Source organism: Limnohabitans sp. (genome assembly GCF_017848645.1).
Taxonomy (GTDB): Bacteria; Pseudomonadota; Gammaproteobacteria; order Burkholderiales; family Burkholderiaceae_C; genus Limnohabitans_A.
Genome location: NZ_JAFEIF010000024.1, coordinates 37,087 through 59,216 on the forward strand (window position 1 = coordinate 37,087; position 22,130 = coordinate 59,216).

19 protein-coding genes and 1 other RNA gene are annotated in these 22,130 nt (G+C 63.3%); 11 read left to right on the forward strand and 9 right to left on the reverse strand.

Translation table 11 applies throughout. From position 1 onward, the window contains the following. The first annotated feature begins 186 nt into the window (after positions 1 to 186). From QZ190_RS05970 to glp, 4 genes are all read left to right on the forward strand, one after another. Positions 187 to 1,620 (forward strand): aldehyde dehydrogenase family protein, encoded by a 1,434-nt coding sequence (locus QZ190_RS05970; RefSeq protein ID WP_291914752.1) that lies wholly within the window; start codon positions 187 to 189, stop codon positions 1,618 to 1,620. Positions 1,621 to 1,694: 74 nt separating this feature from the next. Beyond that, a complete protein-coding gene (gene moaA / locus QZ190_RS05975; protein WP_291914677.1) occupies positions 1,695 to 2,837 on the forward strand; it encodes a GTP 3',8-cyclase MoaA in 1,143 nt (380 codons plus the stop codon). A 5-nt stretch (positions 2,838 to 2,842) separates the two neighbouring features. After that, positions 2,843 to 3,466, forward strand: coding sequence for a molybdenum cofactor guanylyltransferase MobA (mobA, locus tag QZ190_RS05980; RefSeq protein WP_291914679.1), 624 nt, complete (start codon positions 2,843 to 2,845; stop codon positions 3,464 to 3,466). A 31-nt stretch (positions 3,467 to 3,497) separates the two neighbouring features. After that, complete coding sequence (gene glp / locus QZ190_RS05985; protein ID WP_291914681.1) at positions 3,498 to 4,820, forward strand: gephyrin-like molybdotransferase Glp; 1,323 nt, start codon at positions 3,498 to 3,500, stop codon at positions 4,818 to 4,820. An 88-nt stretch (positions 4,821 to 4,908) separates the two neighbouring features. On the opposite strand, the gene QZ190_RS05990 is transcribed toward glp, so the two are convergent. The 4 genes from QZ190_RS05990 to QZ190_RS06005 all read right to left on the reverse strand — a co-directional run bounded on the left by QZ190_RS05990 (position 4,909) and on the right by QZ190_RS06005 (position 10,847). Continuing rightward, the gene (locus QZ190_RS05990; RefSeq protein WP_291914684.1) at positions 4,909 to 7,992 is read right to left on the reverse strand and encodes an efflux RND transporter permease subunit; all 3,084 of its coding nucleotides are present in this window, start codon (positions 7,990 to 7,992) and stop codon (positions 4,909 to 4,911) included. Next, positions 7,979 to 9,382 (reverse strand): efflux RND transporter periplasmic adaptor subunit, encoded by a 1,404-nt coding sequence (locus tag QZ190_RS05995; protein ID WP_291914686.1) that lies wholly within the window; start codon positions 9,380 to 9,382, stop codon positions 7,979 to 7,981. Before QZ190_RS05995 ends, QZ190_RS05990 begins: the two co-directional genes overlap by 14 nt. Positions 9,383 to 9,532: 150 nt before the next feature. Beyond that, positions 9,533 to 9,979: a ribonuclease HI gene (gene rnhA, locus QZ190_RS06000; protein ID WP_291914688.1), complete on the reverse strand. Its 447-nt coding sequence runs from the start codon at positions 9,977 to 9,979 to the stop codon at positions 9,533 to 9,535. Beyond that, positions 9,966 to 10,847, reverse strand: a complete 882-nt coding sequence (locus QZ190_RS06005) for a methyltransferase domain-containing protein (protein WP_291914690.1) — start codon at positions 10,845 to 10,847, stop codon at positions 9,966 to 9,968. Before QZ190_RS06005 ends, rnhA begins: the two co-directional genes overlap by 14 nt. Here QZ190_RS06005 and gloB point away from each other — a divergent pair. Then, on the forward strand, positions 10,846 to 11,619 hold the full coding sequence (gloB, locus tag QZ190_RS06010; protein ID WP_291914692.1) for a hydroxyacylglutathione hydrolase: 774 nt from the start codon (positions 10,846 to 10,848) through the stop codon (positions 11,617 to 11,619). The two genes, QZ190_RS06005 and gloB, sit on opposite strands and share 2 nt — an antisense overlap. Continuing rightward, on the forward strand, positions 11,616 to 13,199 hold the full coding sequence (locus QZ190_RS06015) for a transglycosylase SLT domain-containing protein (RefSeq protein ID WP_291914695.1): 1,584 nt from the start codon (positions 11,616 to 11,618) through the stop codon (positions 13,197 to 13,199). Before gloB ends, QZ190_RS06015 begins: the two co-directional genes overlap by 4 nt. Before the next feature lie 51 nt (positions 13,200 to 13,250). Here QZ190_RS06015 and QZ190_RS06020 read toward each other — a convergent pair whose 3' ends face one another. The 4 genes from QZ190_RS06020 to dnaX form a co-directional block, all read right to left on the reverse strand. Continuing rightward, positions 13,251 to 14,306 carry an ABC transporter substrate-binding protein gene (locus tag QZ190_RS06020; RefSeq protein WP_291914696.1) on the reverse strand — a complete coding sequence of 352 codons (1,056 nt, stop codon included), beginning with the start codon at positions 14,304 to 14,306 and terminating at the stop codon, positions 13,251 to 13,253. Between the two features lie 176 nt (positions 14,307 to 14,482). Continuing rightward, complete coding sequence (gene recR / locus QZ190_RS06025; protein ID WP_291914698.1) at positions 14,483 to 15,073, reverse strand: recombination mediator RecR; 591 nt, start codon at positions 15,071 to 15,073, stop codon at positions 14,483 to 14,485. Positions 15,074 to 15,083: 10 nt separating this feature from the next. Further along, complete coding sequence (locus tag QZ190_RS06030) at positions 15,084 to 15,407, reverse strand: YbaB/EbfC family nucleoid-associated protein (RefSeq protein ID WP_291914700.1); 324 nt, start codon at positions 15,405 to 15,407, stop codon at positions 15,084 to 15,086. A 40-nt stretch (positions 15,408 to 15,447) separates the two neighbouring features. Beyond that, positions 15,448 to 17,430, reverse strand: coding sequence for a DNA polymerase III subunit gamma/tau (gene dnaX, locus QZ190_RS06035; protein WP_291914702.1), 1,983 nt, complete (start codon positions 17,428 to 17,430; stop codon positions 15,448 to 15,450). A 155-nt stretch (positions 17,431 to 17,585) separates the two neighbouring features. On the opposite strand from dnaX, the gene ffs reads away from it, so the two are divergent. Beyond that, positions 17,586 to 17,682: signal recognition particle sRNA small type (ffs, locus tag QZ190_RS06040), an RNA gene on the forward strand. 111 nt (positions 17,683 to 17,793) lie between these two features. Here the strand turns inward: ffs and QZ190_RS06045 are convergent. Further along, positions 17,794 to 18,816: a metal-dependent hydrolase gene (locus QZ190_RS06045; protein ID WP_291914704.1), complete on the reverse strand. Its 1,023-nt coding sequence runs from the start codon at positions 18,814 to 18,816 to the stop codon at positions 17,794 to 17,796. Positions 18,817 to 19,024: 208 nt separating this feature from the next. Here QZ190_RS06045 and QZ190_RS06050 point away from each other — a divergent pair, with 208 nt between their 5' ends. The 4 genes from QZ190_RS06050 to QZ190_RS06065 all read left to right on the forward strand — a co-directional run bounded on the left by QZ190_RS06050 (position 19,025) and on the right by QZ190_RS06065 (position 22,097). Further along, the gene (locus tag QZ190_RS06050; RefSeq protein WP_291914706.1) at positions 19,025 to 19,867 is read left to right on the forward strand and encodes a class I SAM-dependent methyltransferase; all 843 of its coding nucleotides are present in this window, start codon (positions 19,025 to 19,027) and stop codon (positions 19,865 to 19,867) included. 100 nt (positions 19,868 to 19,967) lie between these two features. Continuing rightward, positions 19,968 to 20,468: a hemerythrin domain-containing protein gene (locus QZ190_RS06055; RefSeq protein WP_291914708.1), complete on the forward strand. Its 501-nt coding sequence runs from the start codon at positions 19,968 to 19,970 to the stop codon at positions 20,466 to 20,468. 34 nt (positions 20,469 to 20,502) lie between these two features. Further along, on the forward strand, positions 20,503 to 21,267 hold the full coding sequence (locus QZ190_RS06060; RefSeq protein WP_291914710.1) for an aldolase/citrate lyase family protein: 765 nt from the start codon (positions 20,503 to 20,505) through the stop codon (positions 21,265 to 21,267). A gap of 8 nt (positions 21,268 to 21,275) precedes the next feature. Further along, positions 21,276 to 22,097 (forward strand): NAD(P)-dependent oxidoreductase, encoded by an 822-nt coding sequence (locus tag QZ190_RS06065; protein WP_291914712.1) that lies wholly within the window; start codon positions 21,276 to 21,278, stop codon positions 22,095 to 22,097. The last annotated feature ends 33 nt before the right edge of the window (positions 22,098 to 22,130 follow it).

The following is a 22,130-nucleotide window of genomic DNA, read 5'->3' on the forward strand; positions in this document are numbered from 1 at the left end:
AAAATTCTAGGGATTAACCCCGATTTTACTTTCACCGGGCTTGCGAAATTCAAGCCGTGCTGTCCACGGCACCCGTGCAGCAACATTGACTTGCCCGCCAAATCCTCTCAGGCCGCGTCGCGAAGCTGAGCGCAGCTCTGTCTCTTGCGTGATTTCCAAGACCGCCCCACCACCGACAATGGCGGCATGCAACACAACTTCATCGCCAACCAATCCACCCCCGCCCTGGCCGGCCAAACCATCGACGTGCTGGACCCCTCTGACGGGCAGGTGTTCGAGCAGATCCCGCGCAGCCAGGCGGCCGACATCGACCAGGCGGTGCAAGCGGCGCGGGCCGCCTTTCATGGTCCTTGGGGACGGCTGACCGGGGTGGAACGTGGGCGATTGCTGATGGCGCTGTCGCGCAAAGTGGCCGAACACGCGGGCGAATTGGCGGCGCTGGAGCAGCGCGACTGCGGCAAACCCACCAAACAGGCTGCGGCCGATGCGGTGGCTTTGGCCCGGTATTTCGAGTTTTATGCCGGCTCTTGTGACAAGCTGCACGGCGACACCCTGCCCTACCAAAACGGCTACAGCGTCTTGACCTGGCGCGAGCCGCACGGCGTGACGGGCCATGTGATCCCCTGGAATTACCCCATGCAGATTTTTGGCCGCAGCGTCGGCGGCGCATTGGCAGCGGGCAACGCCTGCGTCGTCAAGCCTGCCGAAGACGCGTGCCTGAGCCTGATCCGCGTGGCGCAGTTGGCGGCCGAAGTCGGCTTTCCGGCCGGCGCCTTGAACATCGTCACCGGTTATGGCCACGAGGTGGGCGACGCGCTGGCCCGCCACCCCGGCATCGACCACATCAGTTTCACCGGCAGCCCCCGCGTGGGCACGCTCATTCAGCAAGTGGCCGCCGAGCGGCATTGCCCAGTCACCCTGGAGCTGGGCGGCAAAAGCCCCCAAATCATTTTTGACGACGCCGACCTGGACGCGGCCATTCCGGTGATCGTCAACGCCATCGTGCAGAACTCGGGCCAGACCTGCAGCGCGGGCTCGCGGGTGCTGATCCAGCAAGGCATTTACGAGCCATTGCTCAAACGCCTGGGCGAAGCCTTTGGCCGCCTGCAAGTGGGCTCGGCCGCCATGAACTTGGACCTGGGGCCCCTGATCCGCGCCAGCCAGCTGGAGCGCGTGACCGGTTTTCTGGACCAGGCCCGCGCCGACGGCATCGCCACCGTGGCACAAGGTCAGATCGCGCCCGGCGTGCCCGCAGGTGGTTTCTACCAAGCCCCGGTGCTCTTGCGCGACGTGCCGGTGATGCACCGTTTGGCGCAGGAAGAAGTCTTTGGCCCAGTGCTCTCGGCCATGGCCTTCCAAGACGAAGACCATGCCGTCGAGTTGGCCAATGCCACCGAGTTCGGCCTCGTCGCGGGCATCTGGACCCGCGACGGTGGCCGCCAGTTCCGCATGGCCAAACGCGTGCGCAGCGGCCAGGTGTTCATCAACAACTACGGCGCGGCTGGCGGGGTGGAGCTGCCCTTTGGGGGCGTCAAGTCATCGGGCTACGGCCGCGAAAAAGGCCTGGAAGCCCTGCTGGGCTTCACCACCCTCAAAACCGTGGCCATTGCGCACGGCTGAGGCAAAAACGCCCTTGATTCGCGCTTGACCATGCCGCCTCAAAGGAGGTGGCGGCTCGTGCACAATCACCCGCTATGTCTGAACGCGTCATTGCGCTGGTCGACCAGCGCCCCCCCAGCCTGCCCTTGCCCCCCTTGCCCGTGGGGCAAGACCTGAGCGCCCTGCCGCTGGACGGCCTGCGCCGCCCCTTGACCGATTTGCGCATCAGCGTGACCGACCGCTGCAACTTCCGCTGCAGTTACTGCATGCCCAAGGAAGTCTTTGACAAGGACTACGCCTACCTGCCGCACAGCCAGCTGCTGAGTTTTGAGGAAATCACCCGCATCGCCAACGTGTTTGTAGGCCGGGGCGTGCGCAAAATCCGCCTGACGGGCGGTGAGCCCCTTCTGCGCAAAAACATCGAGATCCTGATCGAACAACTGGCCGTGTTGCGCACGCCCGACGGCCAGCCGCTCGATTTGACGCTGACCACCAACGGCTCGCTGTTGGCCCGCAAGGCCCAAAGCCTGAAAGACGCGGGTTTGCAACGCGTCACGGTGAGCCTGGACGGGCTGGATGATGCGGTGTTCCGGCAAATGAACGACGTGGACTTCCCAGTGGCCGATGTGCTGGCCGGCATCGAAGCGGCGCGGGCGGCGGGCTTGGGGCCGATCAAGGTCAACATGGTGGTCAAGCGCGGCACCAACGAGCACGAAATTCTGCCCATGGCCCGGCATTTCCGGGGCACGGGCATCGTGCTGCGCTTCATTGAATACATGGACGTGGGCGCGACGAATGGCTGGTGCATGGACGAGGTGCTGCCCAGCGCCGAGGTGATCCGCCTGCTGCAGACCGAGTTGCCGCTGGTGCAACTGGACCCGTCTGTTCCGGGCGAAACCGCCGAGCGCTGGGGTTACGCCAACGCCCAAGGTGAGTACGACCCGACTTTGGGCGAGGTGGGTGTGATCAGCAGCGTGACGCAGGCCTTTTGTGGCGACTGCAACCGCGCCCGCCTGTCCACCGAAGGCCGTTTGTACCTGTGCCTGTTTGCCAGCCAAGGCTACGACCTGCGTCAGCTCTTGCGCGACCCCACACAAAGCGACACCACACTGGCCGCCACGGTCGATGCCATCTGGCGCGGGCGCACCGACCAATACTCGCGCCTGCGCAGCCTGCGCGGGCCGGACACCACCAGCGGCCCCGGCCGTCGGGTGGAGATGAGCTACATCGGAGGCTGAAAGCCATGAACAACAACGCACCCGGCATCACCGGCCTCATCCTCGCAGGCGGGCGCGGTTCGCGCATGGGCGGCATCGACAAAGGCCTGCAAAACTTTCGTGGCCTGCCCCTGGCCCTGCAAACCCTGATGCGCCTGCAGCTGCAAAGCCTGCCGCTGCAAGAAGTGCTGATCAACGCCAACCGCAACCTCTCGGCCTACGAATCCTTGGGCGTGCCGGTCTGGCCCGACAGCATCGACGGCTTTGCCGGGCCGCTGGCAGGCTTCCTTACCGGACTGGAGCGCTGCGAAACCCCGCTCTTGCTCACCGTGCCTTGCGACACGCCTTTGTTTCCGCTCGATCTGGTGGAGCGCTTGGTCCAAGCCATGGACACGCAAGACGCCGACATGGCCATGGCCGCCGCGCCCGAGCTTGACGGCGCGGTGCGCCCACAGCCCGTGTTTTGCCTGCTCAAAATCGATCTGCTCGAAAGCCTGGTCAAGTTCACCCAAGGCGGTGGCCGCAAGATCGACGCCTGGACCAGCCAGCACCGCTGCGCCATCGTCCCCTTTGACCTGCCCGGCGACAACCCGCAAGCCTTTGCCAACGCCAACACGTTGGCCGAGCTGCAGCAACTCGAAGCCCTCTGAATTCCTTGGCCATGCCCTGGCCGTGCAGACCATGACCACGCCCAACTCCTCCGCGCTTTCAACCGCCCAGTCACCCGCACTGTCCTTGAGCGAGATCGCCGAACGCCTGCAAGGCTACGACCCGCAAGCCCTGTCGGCCCGCCATGTGAACGACTTTTTGGCCCAGCTGGTCCAGCCCGTGCGCGAACAAGAAACCGTGGCCCTGATGCAGGCGCACGGCCGCATCCTGGCGCAAGACGTGGTCTCGCCCATCAGTGTGCCGCCGCACGACAACTCGGCCATGGACGGCTACGCATTGCGGGGTGCAGAACTGCTGAGTGACCGCCCCACCCCTTTTAAGGTGGTCGGCACCGCTTTTGCCGGTGCCGCTTGGCAAGGCAACATGAATGCGGGCGAGTGCGTGCGCATCATGACCGGGGCCATCATGCCCGCAGGGCTGGACACCGTAGCCCCCCAAGAATTGGTGAAGGTGGACGGCGACACCGTGCATATCCCTCCCGGCCTGCTGCAAGCGGGCGACAACCGCCGTCTTTTGGGCGAAGACCTCATGGCCGGGCAACCTGCCCTGAGAGCAGGCACGCGCCTTGCCCCCGCCGCCTGCGGTCTGCTGGCCAGCTTGGGCTTGCCCAGCGTGCGTGTTTGGCGCAGGCCCAAAGTGGCCTATTTTTCGACCGGTGACGAAATCCTGAGCCTGGGCGAAGCCCCCCGCGAAGGCTCGGTGTACGACAGCAACCGCTACACCGTCGCCGGCATGGTGCAGGCCCTGGGGTGTGAATTGATCGACATGGGCGTGGTGCGCGACGAGCCTGCGGCGCTGGAACAAGCTTTTGTGGACGCGGCTGCACAGGCCGACGCCATCATCACCAGCGGCGGCGTGAGCGTGGGCGAGGCCGACCACACCAAGGCCATGATGAAAAAACTGGGCGATGTGGCGTTTTGGCGCATCGCCATGCGCCCCGGCCGCCCCATGGCGGTGGGCCGTATTCAACGCAGCAAGCGCTCGGCCGTGTTGTTTGGCCTGCCCGGCAACCCGGTGGCCGTCATGGTCACCTTTGCCGCCTTTGTGCGCCCAGCCCTGCAGCAACTCATGGGCTGGCAAGCGCCGCCCTTGCCACTGCTCAAAGCCCAAAGTACCGAGGCGCTGCGCAAGAAACCGGGCCGCACCGAATACCAGCGCGGCGTGGTCAGCACCAACGCGGCGGGCCAATTGCAGGTCAGCATCACCGGCAACCAAGGCTCGGGCGTGCTCAGCTCCATGGTGCAAGCCAATGGCCTGATCGTGCTGGGACATGCCCAAGGCAACGTGGCTGTGGGCGACGAGGTGGATGTGATGATGTTTGACGGGCACCTCTGAACCCGGGAACCAGGCACGCATGAAAAAAGCGGCCAAGGCCGCTTTTTTCATGGCTCTGGCGCTGCACAGCGCGTGCAGCGTCTGGCGGTCAGTGCACCGCCGACTCGGGCGGTGCCTCATGCGCCACCGCCTTGTTCGGCCCTGGCACCGATCGGCGAGCCAGCAACGAGTACATGGTAGGCACGACGAAAACAGCCAGCACCGTGCCCAAGCTCATGCCACCCACAATCACCCAGCCGATTTGCGTGCGGCTCTCAGCGCCCGCGCCCGTGGCCAGGGCCAGAGGGACAGCGCCCAATACCATGGCCCCGGTGGTCATCAAGATCGGGCGCAGGCGCTGTGCAGAAGCCTTGATCAGCGCCTCTTGCATGGCCATGCCCTGCTCGCGCAACTGGTTGGTGAATTCGACAATCAGAATGCCGTGCTTGGTGATCAAGCCCACCAAGGTGATCAAGCCAATTTGCGAATACACGTTGAGCGATCCACCCGTGAACTTGAGCGCCAAGAGCGCCCCGATCATGGACAGCGGCACCGACAGCATGATCACAAAGGGGTCGATGAAGCTCTCAAACTGGGCGGACAACACCAAAAAGATGAACAGCAGCGCCAGCACAAAGACAAGCACCAAAGCCCCCTGCGAGCTTTTGAACTCCCGCGAGGTGCCGTTGAGTTCGGTGGTGTAGCCAGGCTTGAGCACCTTGGCCGCCGTTTCATCCATGAATTGGATGGCTTGACCCAATGAGTAATCGGGGGCCAGGTTGGCGGTAATGGACACCGAGCGGCGCTGACCAAAGTGGTTCAACTCGCGCGGTGACACGCTCTCGCGCACTTTCACCAGACTCGACAAGGGAATCATGGTGTCGTTGCGGCCACGCACCTGGATCACGTCGATGTCGTCGGGCGTGTTGCGGGCCGAAGGCAGGGTTTGCACAATCACGTCGTACTGCTCGGCATCGCGCTTGTAGCGCGTCACCACACGACCGCCCAGCATGGTCTCGATGGTGCGAGCCACCACTTCAATGCTCACGCCGAGCTCGTTGGCTTTGACGCGGTCCACTTCGATGCGCAGCTCGGGCTTGTTCAGACGCAAGTCCACGTCGGGCGACAAGATGCCCGGGTTCTTGGCGATTTCGTCCATCATTTGCCGGGTGAGCAAGTTCAGGTTTTGGTAACTGTCCGAAGTCTGGATCACGAAGTTCAAAGGCCGCTCACGAAAGCCCTGGCCCAAGGAAGGCGGCGTGATCGGGAATGCGTTGACCCCAGGCAGACTGTTGAACTTGGCCCCCAGTTCACGGGCGATTTCAAGCGTGGTGCGTTTGCGCTCATCCCAGTCCACCGCACGGTAAACCACCGAGCCCTGACCCACCGTGGGGTTGCCCATGTTGGCGAAAATCCGGTCGAATTCTGGATAAGCCTGCCCGAATTTTTCGAGCGAACGCGCATAGCGGTCGGTGTATTCCAAGGTTGAACCATCGGGGGCATTGACAGTCGCCAAAATCGTGCCCCGGTCCTCCAGTGGCGCGAGTTCCTGCTTCATCGTCGGGTAGATGAATGCAATGCCTGCGCCAGAAGCAAGCATGACCAGCACCACCACCCAACGGGCGCGGGTCAAGATCAAGGTCAACAGGCTTTCATAGCCATTGGACAAGGCCGTGAGCCTGCGCTCCATGAAGCGGTCAAACCAGCTCGGGTTGGGGTTGTGGCGCAGCAGTTTGGCGCTCAGCATGGGCGCCAGGGTCAAGGCCACAAAGCCGGACACGATCACCGCCCCAGCCAGAGCCAACGCAAACTCGCCAAACAACTTGCCTGTGCGCCCCGGTGTGAAGGCCAAGGGGGCAAACACGGCGGCCAAAGTCAAAGTCATGGCGATGACGGCAAAACTGATTTCACGCACGCCCTTGATGGCCGCTGAAAACGGGTCCAGTCCTTCTTCAATGTGCCGGTAAATGTTCTCCAACACCACGATGGCGTCGTCCACCACCAATCCAATGGCCAGCACCAGCGCCAGCAAGGTCAGTGTGTTGATGGTGAAACCCGCCAGGGCCATCATGGCAAACGCACCAATCAAACTGACCGGGATGGTGATGATCGGGATGATCGAAGCACGCAAAGTGCGCAGGAACACGAAAATCACCAAGGCCACCAGAACCACGGCTTCGACAATGGTCTGAAACACGTTCTTGATCGACCGGTCAATGAACACCGAGTTGTCGTTGGCCACATCGATGGACATATCCCCCGGCAAATCGGCCTTCAGGCGGGGGATCATCTCGCGCACGCCTTTGGACAGCTCCAGCGGGTTGGCCGTGGCTTGCCGGATCACGCCCGCTGAAATCGCTGGCCGTCCATTCAGGCGCACCACACTGCGGTCGTTGGCCGCATCTTCCTTGATCTGGGCCACATCACGCAGCTTGACCGGAAAGCCGTTGATGGTGCGTATGACAATCTCGCCGAACTGACCGGGACGGGTCAGGTCGGTCTGGGAGGACACGCTGAACTCCCGATTGGTCGACTCGATCCGGCCGGCTGGCAACTCCAGGTTGCTGCGGCGGATGGCATCTTCCACATCCTGGGGCGTCAGCTTGTAAGACGACAAACGCGCATGGTCCAGCGAGACCAGCATGGCGTATTTGCGCTCGCCAAAAATGCGCACATCGGCCACACCCGTGACGGTCTGCAGGCGCGGCTTGACCACGCGGTTGACCAGGTCGTTGATCTGCAAGGCATTGAGCGTGTCACTGGAAAAAGCCAGCCAAATCACCGGAAAGGCATCGGCTTCGACCTTGGCAATGACCGGCTCTTCGATGGCCTGGGGCAAACGGTTGCGCACACGCGACGTGCGGTCACGCACTTCGGCAGCTGCCGTGTCGGCGTCTTTTTCAAGGCGAAAGCGCACCGTGATTTGCGACTGCTCGGCGCGGCTGATGGAGGTGATGACGTCCACCGCATCGATGCCCGCGATCGAGTCTTCCAGCGGCTTGGTGACCTGCGACTCGATCACCTCGGCCGACGCCCCCACGTAGCGGGTGGTCACGGTGACGGTGGGCTCATCGATCTTGGGGTATTCGCGCAGCGACAGGCTCTTGAAGCTGACTGCACCAATGAGCACGATCAGCAAGGACATGACCACGGCCAACACGGGCCGCCGGATGGAGACTTCAGCGAGCTGCATCGTTGCCCCTCAGGCAAGGGTTAGGGCCCGACAGCGCCACTGGCTTGGCCGGCGGCTTTGTGGGCTTGCTGGCGCCCGCTGGTGCCGCAGAAGCGGCCGCTGCCCCCCCTGAGCCCGGAGCTGAAGCGGCAGATGCAGCTGAAGCGCCGCCCGCCGGCGCTGCGGCCTGACCCTGCCCACCGGCAGGACGAGGGCCGCCAGGCTGGGACAAGTCCACCACGCGCACAGCCGTACCGTCTTTTTGCAAACGCTGGTGACCTGCAGTCACCACGGTATCACCGGCAGACAATCCTTCGACGATTTCAACTTTGCCCGGTTGACGCAAACCGACCTTCACGGCCACCCGCTCGGACACCAGGTTCTCGGGTTTATCACCGGGTACGACCTTGACCACAAAGGTGCGCCCACCCTGGGGGATGATGGCTTCCTCCGGAATGACCAAGGCGTTGTCACGCGAGCCAAAGACCGCGTTCACCCGGGCAAACATGCCCGGGCGCAGTTGCTGCTGGCGGTTGTCGATGCAGCCGCGCACACCGACCGAGCGGCCATTGGCCTCGATCAAAGGGTCCACCGCCTGCACGATGGCCGTGAACGGACGGCCCGGCAAAGCGTCCACCGTCAATTGGGCTTTTTGTCCTGCGCGCACCCGTGCCTGAAAACGCTCGGGCAAACGGAAGTCGAGCAGCACGGCATCGATGTCTTCCACGTTGACCATGTCCGCGCCATCTTTGAGGTAATCGCCCACGTTGATTTGCTTGAGGCCGGTGATGCCATCAAACGGCGCCAGCACCTGCAAGCGCTGCAGCGTGGCCTGGGCCAGCGACAATTTGGCACGGGAGACTTCCAGGGCCGCCGCACTCTCGTCCAGCGAGCGCTGGCTGATGAAGTTTTGCGCCACCAGCTCCTGGTTGCGCTTGTGGTTGGCCTCGGCAATCGACAGCTCGGCACGCGCCTGCGCCACCTGGGCCTGCTGCAGTTGGTCTTCAAACTGCACCATCAACTGGCCCTTGCGCACACGCTGGCCGTCGCTGAAAAGAATCTGTTTGACACGGCCCCCCACTTCGGGGCGAAGCATCACGCCTTGGCGCGAGCGCAAACTGCCCACGGCCTGGGTCTCGTCCACCAAGGTCATGCGCTCGACCTTGGCGACCTCCACTGCCGGAGCCCGGCCTGCCCCACCTGACCCACCGGCTGCGCCTCCTGGCCCGGCCCCTGGTGCGCCACTGGCTGCACCCGCAGGGGCTGCGGAAGGACCACCTGAGGCGGAAGAAGCTGCTGAACTGGGCGCCGCACCACCCGTCGGGGCCTTGTTTTGCCACCACCAGGCGGCTCCTGAGGCCACGGAAATGCCCACCAGGGCCAGCACTGCGTATTTCTTCTTGTAAGCCATTCAGATTTCTCTCAGGTTGCGTTCGCCAAGACTTCAGCAATGTAACAGCGCGCAAGCCATTTCCCCACAGTCAGCAGGCCCTTGCAGCAGACCCGACCGCTAGGGCGCGTCAGGGCCTGGGCCGCGCGCACCCGGCCTGGGCAGTTGGCTTCAGCGGCCCAAGGCTTTGTCCACGCCTTGGTTGGCCAGTGCATCAGCCCGCTCGTTGCCCGGATCGCCGTTGTGGCCTTTGACCCAGCGCCAGTCGATCTGGTGTCCCGAAGAAGACACGACACTGTCCAATTTTTGCCACAGGTCGGCATTTTTGACAGGTTGTTTGGCCGCCGTGCGCCAGCCTCGGGCTTTCCAGCCATGGATCCACTCGGTGATGCCCTTGCGCACATATTCGCTGTCCAGGTACAGCGTGACCTGGCAAGGGCGCTTGAGCGCCAGCAGGCCTTCAATGACGGCTGTCATCTCCATGCGGTTGTTGGTGGTGTTCAGCTCGCCGCCAAACAACTCCTGAACATGTTGGCCCGACTGCAGGCGAACGCCCCAGCCGCCAGGGCCGGGGTTGCCCTTGCAGGCGCCATCGGTGTGAATTTCAACGTGGGTCAAAAGCATCTTTCTCGGCCGGGGGATGGCCCATGAAGGTATCGGAGCGGGCCACAGGTGCGGTCGCTGCTGCGGGCGATCGTACCGTGCGCCATTGGCGCGCTGGCAGCCAGCGCCCCCCGGGCACCCGTTTAGTGGCCATCAACAAATAGACGCCCCCCAAAATGGGCCACCAACGCTCGCCCGCACGCTCCATCCAGCCCAAGCGCTGCATCCAGCGCTCACTGGTCAAGGCCGGGGTCCAGCCCCCAAAGCGGCTGACCTGCACCTCAAAACCCAACAAACGCAACCAGTCGCGTAATCGCCGGTAAGCGATCAGGCGCTGCACCGAAGCCCCGCCGAGCCGGCGCGGACCACCTCGCTGAGGGGGCCACCCCCACAAACTCATGGGGTTCAGGCCCGTGATCAGCACTTGCCCTTCGGGAATCAGCACCCGCTCGACCTCGCGCAAACAGGCATGCGGATCGGCCGAGCGCTCCAGCGTGTGCGGCAAGACCACCAGGTCCAGGCTGTCCGCCTGCCAAGGCCAGGCCCGACTGTCCAGCCAGACATCGGGGCCCATTGGCGCACAAGGGTCAGGATGGGGAGGCTGTGACGGCTGCAAGGCTTGCACGACAGGACCCCTCAAGGCCTTGTGCTCCTGAGGCCATTCGAACTCGGCACCTGCCTGCCAGCGGTGCGGCATGCGGTTTTGGCGCAAGGCCTGCAACTCGGGCCAGCCCAACTGCACCGCGTGGTAGCCAAAGACATCGGCCAGCAGCGCATCGGCCTGGGCTTGTTCCCAGGCCAGCAAGCGCGAGGCCACCGGCTGACCCAAATGGGCCAGCCAGGCGGGCGTGGGGTGCTGGCTTTCTATAATCGAACGCTCCATGAAACTCATTGCCCTGCCCGCTTTCGCAGACAACTACATTTGGTTGTTGCACACCGACCGCCACGCCCTCGTGGTGGACCCCGGCGACAGTGCGCCCGTGCTGGCCTGGCTGCAAGCGCATCCGGGTCTGCAATTGGACACGATTCTAGTCACGCACCACCACGCCGATCACACGGGCGGCCTGGCCGAACTGGTGGCCCGCACCGGGGCCCGTGTGCTGGGCCCCGCCCTCGAACACATGCCCGTCCCCACCCAAGGCCTTCAACAAGGTGACTGCTTTGATTGGCACGGGCTGGCATTTCAGGTGCATGAGGTGCCAGGCCACACCCTGGGCCACATCGCTTTTTGGGCGCAGCCCACAGGCCAGGACCCGCTGCTTTTTTGTGGTGACACCCTCTTTTCTGGCGGGTGTGGGCGTTTGTTTGAAGGCACGCCCGCCCAAATGCTGGACTCGCTGGACCGCCTGGCCGCCTTGCCAGGTGCCACGCGGGTATGCTGCGCCCACGAATACACCTTGTCGAACCTGAAGTTTGCGCTGGCCGTTGAGCCGGACAACCCGGCACTGCAAGCTTACTGGGCCCAATGCACCGAGCTGCGCCACCAATCGCTGCCCACCTTGCCCGTGGCGCTGCACACCGAGCGCGCCATCAACCCCTTTTTACGAAGCCGCCTGGCCACAGTGGCCACCCCCGTGCGCCAGCGTGACCGCCTGGCCGTGGACGATGTGTCCACCTTTGCAGCCCTTCGCCAATGGAAAAACGACTTCCGATGAACCCGATCTCACTTGCCCCAGCCCGCCTCATTCGCCCCAGTTGGGTTTTGCTGCTGGCCGCTGTGGTTTCTGGCTGCGCCACCTCCCTGCCCCCCCCGCAAGCAGCACCTCAGCCGCCCATGGAGAGGTTGCCTGCGGCCACAACAGCGCCAGCCGCCCCCGCCTTGGCTGCGCCCGTGCCTGTCCCGATCACCGCCCCTGTCGCCCCTGCAGCGCCACCCGTGACCGAGATGAACACAGAGCGACCGGTGTCCCTCAAACCCAATGCCCTCATTGGCCTGCAAGAGCAAACCGACATCTGGGAGCGCATCCGCCGTGGCTTTGCCATGCCCGACCTGGACAACGATCTGGTGCGCAACCGCGAGCAGTGGTATGCCAGTCGGCCCGACTACATGCTGCGCATGACCGAGCGCTCACGCCCTTACCTGTTTCACATTGTTGAAGAACTCGAGCGCAGGAACATGCCCATGGAGCTGGCCTTGCTGCCCTTCATTGAGTCGGCCTTCAACCCCCAAGCCGTGTCCAGTGCCAAGGCCGCAGGCATGTGGCAATTCATGCCGGCCACGGGCAAGTATTTCGACCTGAAACAAAACCTGTTCAGGGACGAGCGCCGCGATGTGCTGGAGTCCACCCGCGCGGCCCTCGACTACCTGCAAAAACTCTACACCCTGTTTGGCGACTGGCACCTGGCCTTGGCCGCCTACAACTGGGGTGAGGGCAGCGTCGGCCGGGCCCTCGCGCGCAACAAGGCGCAAGGCTTGCCGCTGACCTACAGCGACCTGCGCATGCCCAATGAGACGCGCTTTTATGTGCCCAAACTGCAGGCGGTCAAAAACATTGTGGCCCAACCCGAGGCCTTCAACACCGAGTTGCCGCTCATTCAAAACCACCCCTACTTCAAGAGCGTGGCCATCGAACGCGACATTGACGTGGCCATGGCCGCCAAACTCGCCAACGTGAGCCTGGAAGACTTCAAGGCCTTGAACCCGGCCATGAACCGCCCTGTGATTTTGGCGGCGGGCACGCCACACATTCTGCTGCCTTGGGACAACGCCACCGTCTTCGAAACCAACCTGCAAGCGCGCCCCGAGCGCCGCCTGTCGAGCTGGACGGCCTGGCAAGCGCCGCGCACCATGGGAGCCGAAGAAGTGGCCAAGCAGGTGGGCATGTCTGCAGAGCAGCTGCGCAGCGTCAACGGCATTCCGGCCCGCATGCTGGTCAAGGCTGGCTCCACGCTGCTGGTGCCCCGCCAAGGCAAGCTGGACAACGATGTGACCGAACACCTGGCCGACAATGGTCACCTGCTGTTGGCCCCCGAGGTGGTGTTGCGCAAGATCATGGTCAAGGCCCGCGCGGGCGATACGCTCGCGCGCCTTGCATCGCGCCACGGCGTGAGCGCCGCCAACGTGGCCGACTGGAACCGCCTCAAACCCAACGTGACATTGTCCAACGGCCAGACACTGGCCATTTACGTGCCGGCCAAGGCGTCAAGAAAGGCGACCAAATCGTCACCACGCCGCACAGAGCCACAGCGCAGCAAAGTCGCGGCCCGTCCCAGCAAAGCAGCTTCAAAGCGTTGAACACCGAACGGCGGCTGCGGGGGTGAATCAAAACCCCACACCCCAAGCCCGTCAGGACAGCCAGCGCCCTTTGGACTTCTGAGCGAAAGCATTGGTGAAAGTCCGCTCAGGCAAAACCTGCCGAGGTCCGATCGCGCCAATCAGCTTGGCATTGACACGCCAGGCATGGGCCACGTCTTCGCCGCGCACCAGGCCATCGACCGCATACGACTCGCGCAGCTTCTCAAAAGCGCCCAGGTAAATCGCCCGGTCGCCCATCCAGTGGCTGGCGGGCACCGTCCGCAAAATATCGGTCAAACCCGCCGTCTGCAGCCACTTGAGCGCCTGCACCACGCCGTCGCTCAGAGCCTGCACCCGATCGGGATGCTGCTGCAGAAAATCCACATGCGCCAACAAGCTGGCTCCCGGCACCGAGCCCCCCATCAACTGGCGCGTGCCCTGCAAGGTCCGGGCATCGCCCAGCAAGCGAATATCGTTTTTTTGTTCCAGCCAATGCATGACCGGGTCCGGATTGCACAGGGCATCGATGCTGCCGCTGCGCAGCGCCTCCATCACCCCCTGCGAGGAGCCCACCGGGACAAACACCACATCCTCCCCCGTCAAGCCTTGGCGCAGCAACCATTGGCAGGCCGTCCAGTGGGTGGACGAGTCCAAAGCCGAAATGCCCAGACGCGCGCCCCGGATGTCCGCCCCTGAGCGCCAAGCCATGCCGCCACGCGTGCTGCCCCCTATGCTGACCTGAGGCGTTCGGCTCATTTGCACAAAACTTTGGTAGTTGAGCCCCTTCAGATGCAAGCCAAACAGATGCTCATAAGCCCCAGCCACCACATCGGCCTGCCCCGCCAGGGCCAGGCTCAAGGCCTTGGCACCCGACTCCTGAGGCAACCACTCCAGCTGCACGCCCGCTTGCCGGAAAAACCCCAGCCGATCGGCCAGGGTCAGGGGCAGGTGGTACAGGCTTTGGCTGGCGGCCAATGCCAAACGCACACGCGGCAAGGCGCGCCCCGCCTCGGAGGCGCGGGCCGCAGGCGTTTGCGTGGCGGCAAGCGTCGCCACGGCGGCCAGCAACAGCGATCGGCGAGAAACATGGGCTGATTTCACCCGCATCACTCCAAGAAAAAAATGAACAGGCTTGCAGCTTAAACAGGCGCGGCGCATCGCGCATCGGGATTGATCCCGAGCGGGTTTTCACGTAATGGATTGCAGGTAATTGACAAGTCCCAACCCAAGGACTTGCAGGCCCAAAGTTGTTGAGCATCCAACTGAGCGGGCTGTTCAGTAGCTCAGCGGCGGTCAACCAAAGCATGGGCGATGGTGCCCAAGTCGACGTATTCGAGCTCGCTGCCCGCAGGCACGCCCCGAGCCAGGCGCGTGACCCGCAGGCCCTGCTGGCGGATCATCTCCGAGATCACATGCGCGGTGGCTTCGCCCTCGGCGGTGAAGTTGGTGGCCAAAATCACCTCGGTCAAGACGCCATCGCCCACGCGTTGTTTGAGTTTGGCCAGGCCAATGTCGTGCGGGCCAATGCCATCGAGCGGGCTGAGCTTGCCCATCAGCACGAAATACAAGCCCCGGTAGGTGCCCGTGCGCTCAATGGCCGACTGGTCAGCCGGGGTTTCGATCACGCACAAAACGGTGCGGTCACGGGTGGCATCAAGGCAGGTGTCGCACAACTCGGCCTCGGTGAAGGTGTGGCAGCTCTCGCAGTGGCGAATTTTCTGCACCGCATTGTCCAAAGCAGCCGCCAGTTGCCGAGCCGTGGCCCGGTCGTTTTGCAGCAGCTGAAAAGCCATGCGCTGGGCCGACTTGATGCCCACCCCCGGCAAGCCCTTGAGGGCTTGCACCAGTGTGGCAAGGGCGTGGGTGTCGGCCATGTTCAGACGCTCAGAAAGGCAGTTTCATGCCCGGTGGCAAACCGGCGGTGAGCTTGCCCATTTTTTGAGCAGAAACCTCTTCGGCCATGCGCACGGCGTCGTTGAAGGCCGCAGCCACCAAGTCTTCCAGCATGTCCTTGTCATCGGCCAGCAAGCTGGGGTCGATGGTCACGCGGCGCACGCTGTGTTTGCAGGTCATCAGCACCTTGACCATGCCGGAGCCGGACTGGCCCTCGACCTCGACAAACGCCAGTTCGTCCTGGGCTTTTTTCAGGTTGTCCTGCATGGCCTGGGCCTGCTTCATGAGACCGGCGAGTTGTCCTTTGTTGAACATGGTGTTTCCTTAGAAATGAAATGAAAAATGAGGGGAAAAATCAAATCAGCTGGATGCTGCCGGGCACGATTTTGGCCCCGAAATCACGCACCATGGCCTGCACCAAGGGGTCGTTTTGAATGAGTTCTTGCGCGGCCAGCATTTTTTCGGCAGCTTTCACGGCCAGACGCCGAGCCGGGCTGTCGCTCACCGGGCCGATCTCGATGTGCAGCTTCACATCGCCGTGGCCTGCTGACAGCAATGCCGCCTGCAGGCGCTCGCGGCTGGCGGTGTGGTTCAGGGTTTCGCGCTCCACGCGCAGCTGCCACTGCGCACCGTCGCGGCCAAGCAGTTGCGACTGCAAAGCCAGCTCGCGCACCAGCGCGGTGATGGCTTCCTGGTCCAACAGGCCTTGCACCACTTCCAGCCAGACATCGCCTTCGGGCGTGGCCTGCACTGCAGCCGGTGCAGCGGCACGGGGCATGTCCAAGCGGGCCGAAGGCTCGGGCGCTTCACGCACGGGCAAAGCACGCAAGGCAGGCATCGGTGAGGCAGCCACTGCGGGGGCCGTGGCAAAGGCTTGGCCGTCTGGATCGGCGTAGTCGGTCGTGTCCGGCCAATCCTCCCAAGGCGGCGGCTCGTGGCTGGCTGGGGCTGCAGGCTGAGCGACCGGGTGGGGTGAAACAGGCTCGGCCTTGGCTGCAAGGGCTGCAGGAGGCGGGGTGTCCAACACCACTGGGGCGACCCTAGACACCGTCAAGTGAGCAGGTGCAGAGGCAGTTTGTGGGGCAATTAACGGAGCAGATACTGGGGCAGGTGCAGCCGCAGCTTCAACCCGTGGACTGTCGCTGGCACTTGGACTGGCACTTGGACTGGCACTTGGACTGGCACTTGGTCTGGCACTAGGGCTGGTCAGCGGACTTTTTTTTTCTGCCGTTCCCGCCGGGGGTTTGAAGGCCAGCAGGCGCAGCAGCACCATGGTCAGCGCCGCGTACTCGTCCGGGGCCAGGCCCAGCTCGGTGCGCCCGTGCAGGCACAGGCTGTAGAGCAATTGGGTTTCTTCGGCGGGCATGGCAGCGGCCAGTTCGGCCAGGCCCTGCGTGTCGGGGTCTTCGCCGTCTTGCGCCATACCGGGCACCATCTGCATCACCGCCATGCGCTGCAGCAGCATGGCCATGTCTTCCAGCGTGGCGGCGGCCGACACGCCCTGCAGGCGCAAGGCATTGACCTGGTTGACCACGGTGGCCCCGTCGCCATCGGTCAAAGCACGGATGAGTTGCAGCACATGGCTGCGGTCCACGCTGCCCAGCATCTGGCGCACGCCGGCTTCTTGCAACTGGCCGTTGCCAAAGGCAATGGCCTGGTCGGTCAGGCTCAGCGCGTCACGCATCGAGCCGCGTGCGGCGCGGGCCAGAAGGCGCAAGGCCAGCGGCTCGGCGCTCAGCTGTTCAGCGGCCAGCACCTGGGTCAGGTGTTCAAACACCGTCTCGGGGGCCATGGGCCGCAGGTTGAACTGCAGGCAGCGCGAGAGCACCGTCACCGGCACCTTTTGCGGGTCGGTCGTGGCCAGCACAAACTTCAAATATTCCGGGGGCTCTTCGAGGGTCTTCAACATCGCGTTGAACGCGGTGTTGGTCAGCATGTGCACCTCATCGATCATGAAGACCTTGAAGCGCCCCTGCACGGGCTTGTAAACCGCCTGCTCCAGCAGGCTTTGCACCTCGTCCACACCCCGGTTCGAGGCCGCGTCGAGTTCGGTGTAATCCACAAAACGACCGGCGTCGATGTCGCGGCAAGCCTGGCACACGCCGCAGGGCTCGGCGGTGATGCCGCCCTGCCCGTCTGCGCCCTGGCAGTTGAGCGACTTGGCCAAAATGCGCGACACCGTGGTCTTGCCCACACCCCGGGTACCCGTGAACAAGTAGGCATGGTGCAGGCGCTGCTGCACCAAGGCATTGGTCAGGGCCTGAACCACGTGCTCCTGCCCCACCATTTCGGTGAAATTGCGGGGGCGGTATTTGCGCGCGAGGACAAGGTAAGACATGGGGGCTGATTCTATCGGGCTGGCAGGCTGCCCCGCAGCCCACCCGTCTCGGACAGGGGCAAGTCAGTGCCCCCAAGCGGGATCGACCGGAGGGAAAACCGTAAAAAACAGGCCCGCCCTGAAAAGCCCTTGCCAGCTCGCCTACAATCACCCCCGACGGGCCTTCCCGCATGGTGAAGCGGCCAACCGGGTCAGGTGGGGAACCAAGCAGCCCTAACTGTGAATCCAGTGCCGGGGTCAAGGCTCGTCACCTTCTTTCAGTGCCTTGCCGACTCAGCGCAACGCACGTTCAGCAGCTTGCATGGGTCCATGCCCACAAGCTGCACACCCCTGACCCCACTCCAATTTTTTGGCACCGCCGACTCAAGGCCGGACAGTGCCCGGGGGCGGCACATCGCGTCCCAATATGCGCTGCCCCAGCCATTGCAAGCCCTCACCCACGTCCATGCGGCGACTGCGTTGCTCGGCCACAGGGTGGTTTTGGCCCGCCATCAGGGGCGGGCCGATGTCGAAAGAAAACACATAGTCGGGCTCCTGCCCCATGCGCAGGTCGGTCACCACCAAGCTCTCGCTGTTGCGCTGCACCTTGAAAAACCCGTCGGTGAACCGCGCCAGGCGCTGCAGCTGGGGGTGGTCAGCGTTTTGCGCAGCCAAAGCGCCACCGCGCTCGTGTGCCTCAAAGCGAATGGCCCGCCCGCCGTCCATCAAGGCATAAATGCCTTCGTGAAAGCGTTCCCCATCGAGTGCCACCACGCGCCACACCAAGGTGCTCAAGGGCGCGGGTGTCACCATCAGCTGCTGGGTGGGCAGGCCTTGGGATTGCAAGGACTGGCGAGCATGCTGCGTGACCCAACCCTGCGCCAGCGCACTCCAGGCCAGGTAAGCGGTGCTGAAAGCCAAGGCCCAGCCGTTGATGGCCAAAGCCCGGCCCACCGTTTTGACGCACAGCGCTGCCACCACGCCTGCCAGCAAGGGCAGCGAATACACCGGGTCGATGATGAACATGCTGCCCAAACCATAGGCCTCATCAGAGAAGGGCTGGAACACCTGGGTGCCGTAAATCGTCATCAGGTCCAGCAAGGGATGCGTGACCAGCGCCAGCATCAGCGCCCACCACCAACGGCCATACAGCTGCGGCTGACGGTGAAGGCGGCTCACCGCCCATGCCATGGGGAACGCAAAGAGCGTGAGCAAGAGCAAGGCGTGCGACTCGGCGCGGTGGCGGATCATGTTCAAGATCGGGTCGCCGTGGTCCAGCAGCACATCCAGATCGGGCAGCAGGCCCGCCACGCCGCCCCACAGGGCCGACTTCCACAACGCGGTGCGCCGCCCCATGACGGCCACGCCAATCGAGGCGCCCAAAAGTACTTGTGTGACGGAATCCATGGTGCTGTTCTAGGCGAGTGACTTGACGAAGGTCAACACCATAACGGCTTTTGCATGCCCTCAGCCCTTACAGGTCGTTGTACGGGCCGTTGGGGCGTGGCCAGATAGATCTACACCAGCGCCAAATGGCCAAGACCTTGACCTGCATCAGACACAGCTGGATCAGCCACTTTTAAAAAGGAAGGCTCAAGACACGAGGAGACAGGCCATGACACAAATGCACCATTCCCGCAGCATGCCCACCTTGGACGCGGTGCCCAGCACCTTGCTGGTGCCCTTGGTGGCCCGGGCGCGTGGGGCGACTATTTTTCCTTGGCTGGACCCGCACGATGCGCAAGCCCAGCAGGTGCTGCAAAACAGCCACACGCTGGTGGACCCGCTGCTGCAAGACCGCGCCTCGGTGCTCAACGTGCTGTGGCGCACCCGCCTGATCAAGCAAATTGGCGATGCGTTCTTCCAGCAACACCCGGGGGCTATGGGCATCAACCTGGGCGCGGGTTTGTCGGATTATTTTCAGTGGCTGGACAACGGGCACAACCACTGGCTGGATGTGGATCTGGAGCCCGTGGTGGCCATGCGCCATGAACTGTTGAGCCCGCACTCGGACACCGCGAAAAACGGCCACATCGACCTGAGTCAACCGGGCTGGTGGCAGCGCCTGCCCGCCAGCGTGCGCGAGGCCAACGCACCGCTGCTGCTGGTCTGCGAAGGCGTGCTGATGTACCTCACACCCACACAGGTCAAGGCCGTGCTGCAAGAGATTGGCGAGAACGCCCACGAAGGCTCGCAGCTGGTGTGTGACTTTATGACACCCCTGGGCATTGGCCAGGCCCGCTTGGTACCCAGCGTTTCGGGCACCGGGGCGCAGTTTTTATGGGGCGCCCACAACGGGCTGGAGGTGGCCCGGCAGCACCAACGCCTGGAACTGCTGGCGCAACACACAGTGGCCGAGGCCTATGGCCCCGCTTGCTGCTGGGCCGAGATCTGCCTGAGCCCTTGGACGGGCGGGCCCCTGTATGGCTTGGCGCACCTGCAAATCACCGAGCCCTGAAAGGGGTCCATGGGTTGCAATAGCCACCCAGCCTGCAGCCTGAGGGCTTGGCGTGATAATTGGCAGCTCACTTTCGTGCCGCCTTGTTTTCTTCAACGCCATGACCACCACCGCCACACCCACCACAACCTCCACCCTGATGCCCTGGACCGACTCGCTCCACACCGGCGACGCCCGAATGGACGAAACGCACCAGGAATTTGTGGACATGATCAACCAGATTCTGGCCACCCCCGAAGACCAGCAGCTGCCGGTCTACAAGGCGTTTTTGAACCACACGGTCGAGCACTTTGCGCAAGAAGAGCGCTGGATGCTGGCCACCGGGTTTTCGGCCGACAACTGCCACGCCGAGCACCACGCCACGATTTTGGAGACCATGCGCGTGGTCGAAGCCCACTACCTGGACAGCGACCCCACCATCATCACCCGCATGGCCGAAGCGCTGGCCGAGTGGTTTCCGGGTCACGCCAACAGCATGGACGCTGGCCTGGCCGCACACCTCAAGTCGGTGGGATTTGACAGCGTGACCGAAACCCTGGCCGACCCCTCGGCCATCCAAAACGTGACCATGTCAGGTTGCGGCAGCGTCAGCTGCAGCTGAATGGCCTGACACCCCAACCCACGGACACCAGCCCATGGACATGCCCATCAACCATTTCAAACACGCGATCCAGTCCGGCCAAAAACAGATTGGCCTGTGGTCGCACCTGTGCAACAACATCAGCACCGAAATTCTGGCGCATTGCGGCTTTGACTGGCTGCTGCTGGACATGGAGCACTCTCCCAACGACCTGACCGAAATCCTGGCGCAGCTGCAAGCCATGAAGGGCAGCCCCACTACGCCAATAGTGCGCCCGCCGTGGAACGACATGGTGACCTTCAAGCGCTTGCTCGATGTGGGAGTGCAAAGCCTGCTGGTGCCCTATATCCAGACCGAAGAAGAAGCGCGTCAAGCCGTGTCTTACACCCGCTACCCGCCCCACGGCGTGCGCGGTTATGCGGGTGCGCCCCGCGCCAGCCACTATGGCCGGGTGAAGGGTTATGCCCAACACAGCAGCGAAGAGATTTGCGTGTTGCTTCAGGTCGAAACCGTGCAGGGCCTGCAAAACATCGAAGCCATCGCCAACGTGGACGGCGTGGACGGCGTGTTCATTGGCCCCGGCGACTTGTCGGCTGCCTTGGGCCACTTGGGCAACCCCAAGCACCCCGAGGTGCTCAAGGTCATTGACGAATCCATCGCACGCATCAAGGCCTGCGGCAAAGCTGCGGGCATCCTCACAGGCGACGAAGCACTGGCCAAACACTACGTCGAACAAGGCTGCCTGTTTGTGGCCGTGGGAGCCGACCAAAACGTGCTGCGCGACAGCGCCACCGCCTTGGCTGGTCGCTTCAAGGTTTGACAACCGCCATGTTGAACACGCCTGCATCAACCCTGCGATTTCACCGACTTTTACTCACAGGTGCCGCTGGTGATCTGGGGCGAGAACTTCGCCCTCGCCTTAAAGGCTACTGCGAGGTGCTGCGCCTGAGCGATCGCGCCGATCTGAGCCCGGCCACTGAGGGTGAAGAGGTACAGATCACGGCTTTGGAAAACAAAGACCAAGTGCTGGATTTGCTCCACCAAGTGAACGCTGTGGTTCACTTGGGCGGCGTGTCCACCGAACAGCCTTGGGAGATGGTCCTGGCCAGCAACATCGCGGGCATGGTCAATCTGTACGAAGCAGCACGCCTGCAAGGGGTCAAGCGCATCGTGTTCGCCAGCTCCAACCATGTGACGGGTTTTTACCGCCAAGACGAAGTCGTCAACACCCGCATGCCGCCCAAGCCCGACGGGTTTTACGGCTTATCCAAAGCGTTTGGCGAAGACGTGGCGCAGATGTACTGGGACCGCTGGGGCATCGAAACCGTGAGCATCCGCATCGGCTCCTCCACCCCCGAACCCAAAGACCGCCGCATGCTGGCCACTTGGCTCAGCCATGACGATCTGGAACGTCTGGTGGTCGCAGCACTCACCGCCCCCATCGTCGGCCACAGCATCATCTACGGCATGTCGGACAACCAAACCACTTGGTGGGACAACACCCACGCCAAACACATCGGTTACCGGCCGCTGGATTCCTCTGACGTCTTTCGCCCAGCTGTCGAAGCCCGGCAGCAAACCATCGACCAGCACGATCCAGCTGCCGTTTACCAAGGCGGCGCGTTCGTCAAGGCCACGCCCCACGGCTGAATTCTCGGTCCACAAGAAATTTCAAAGGGGTTG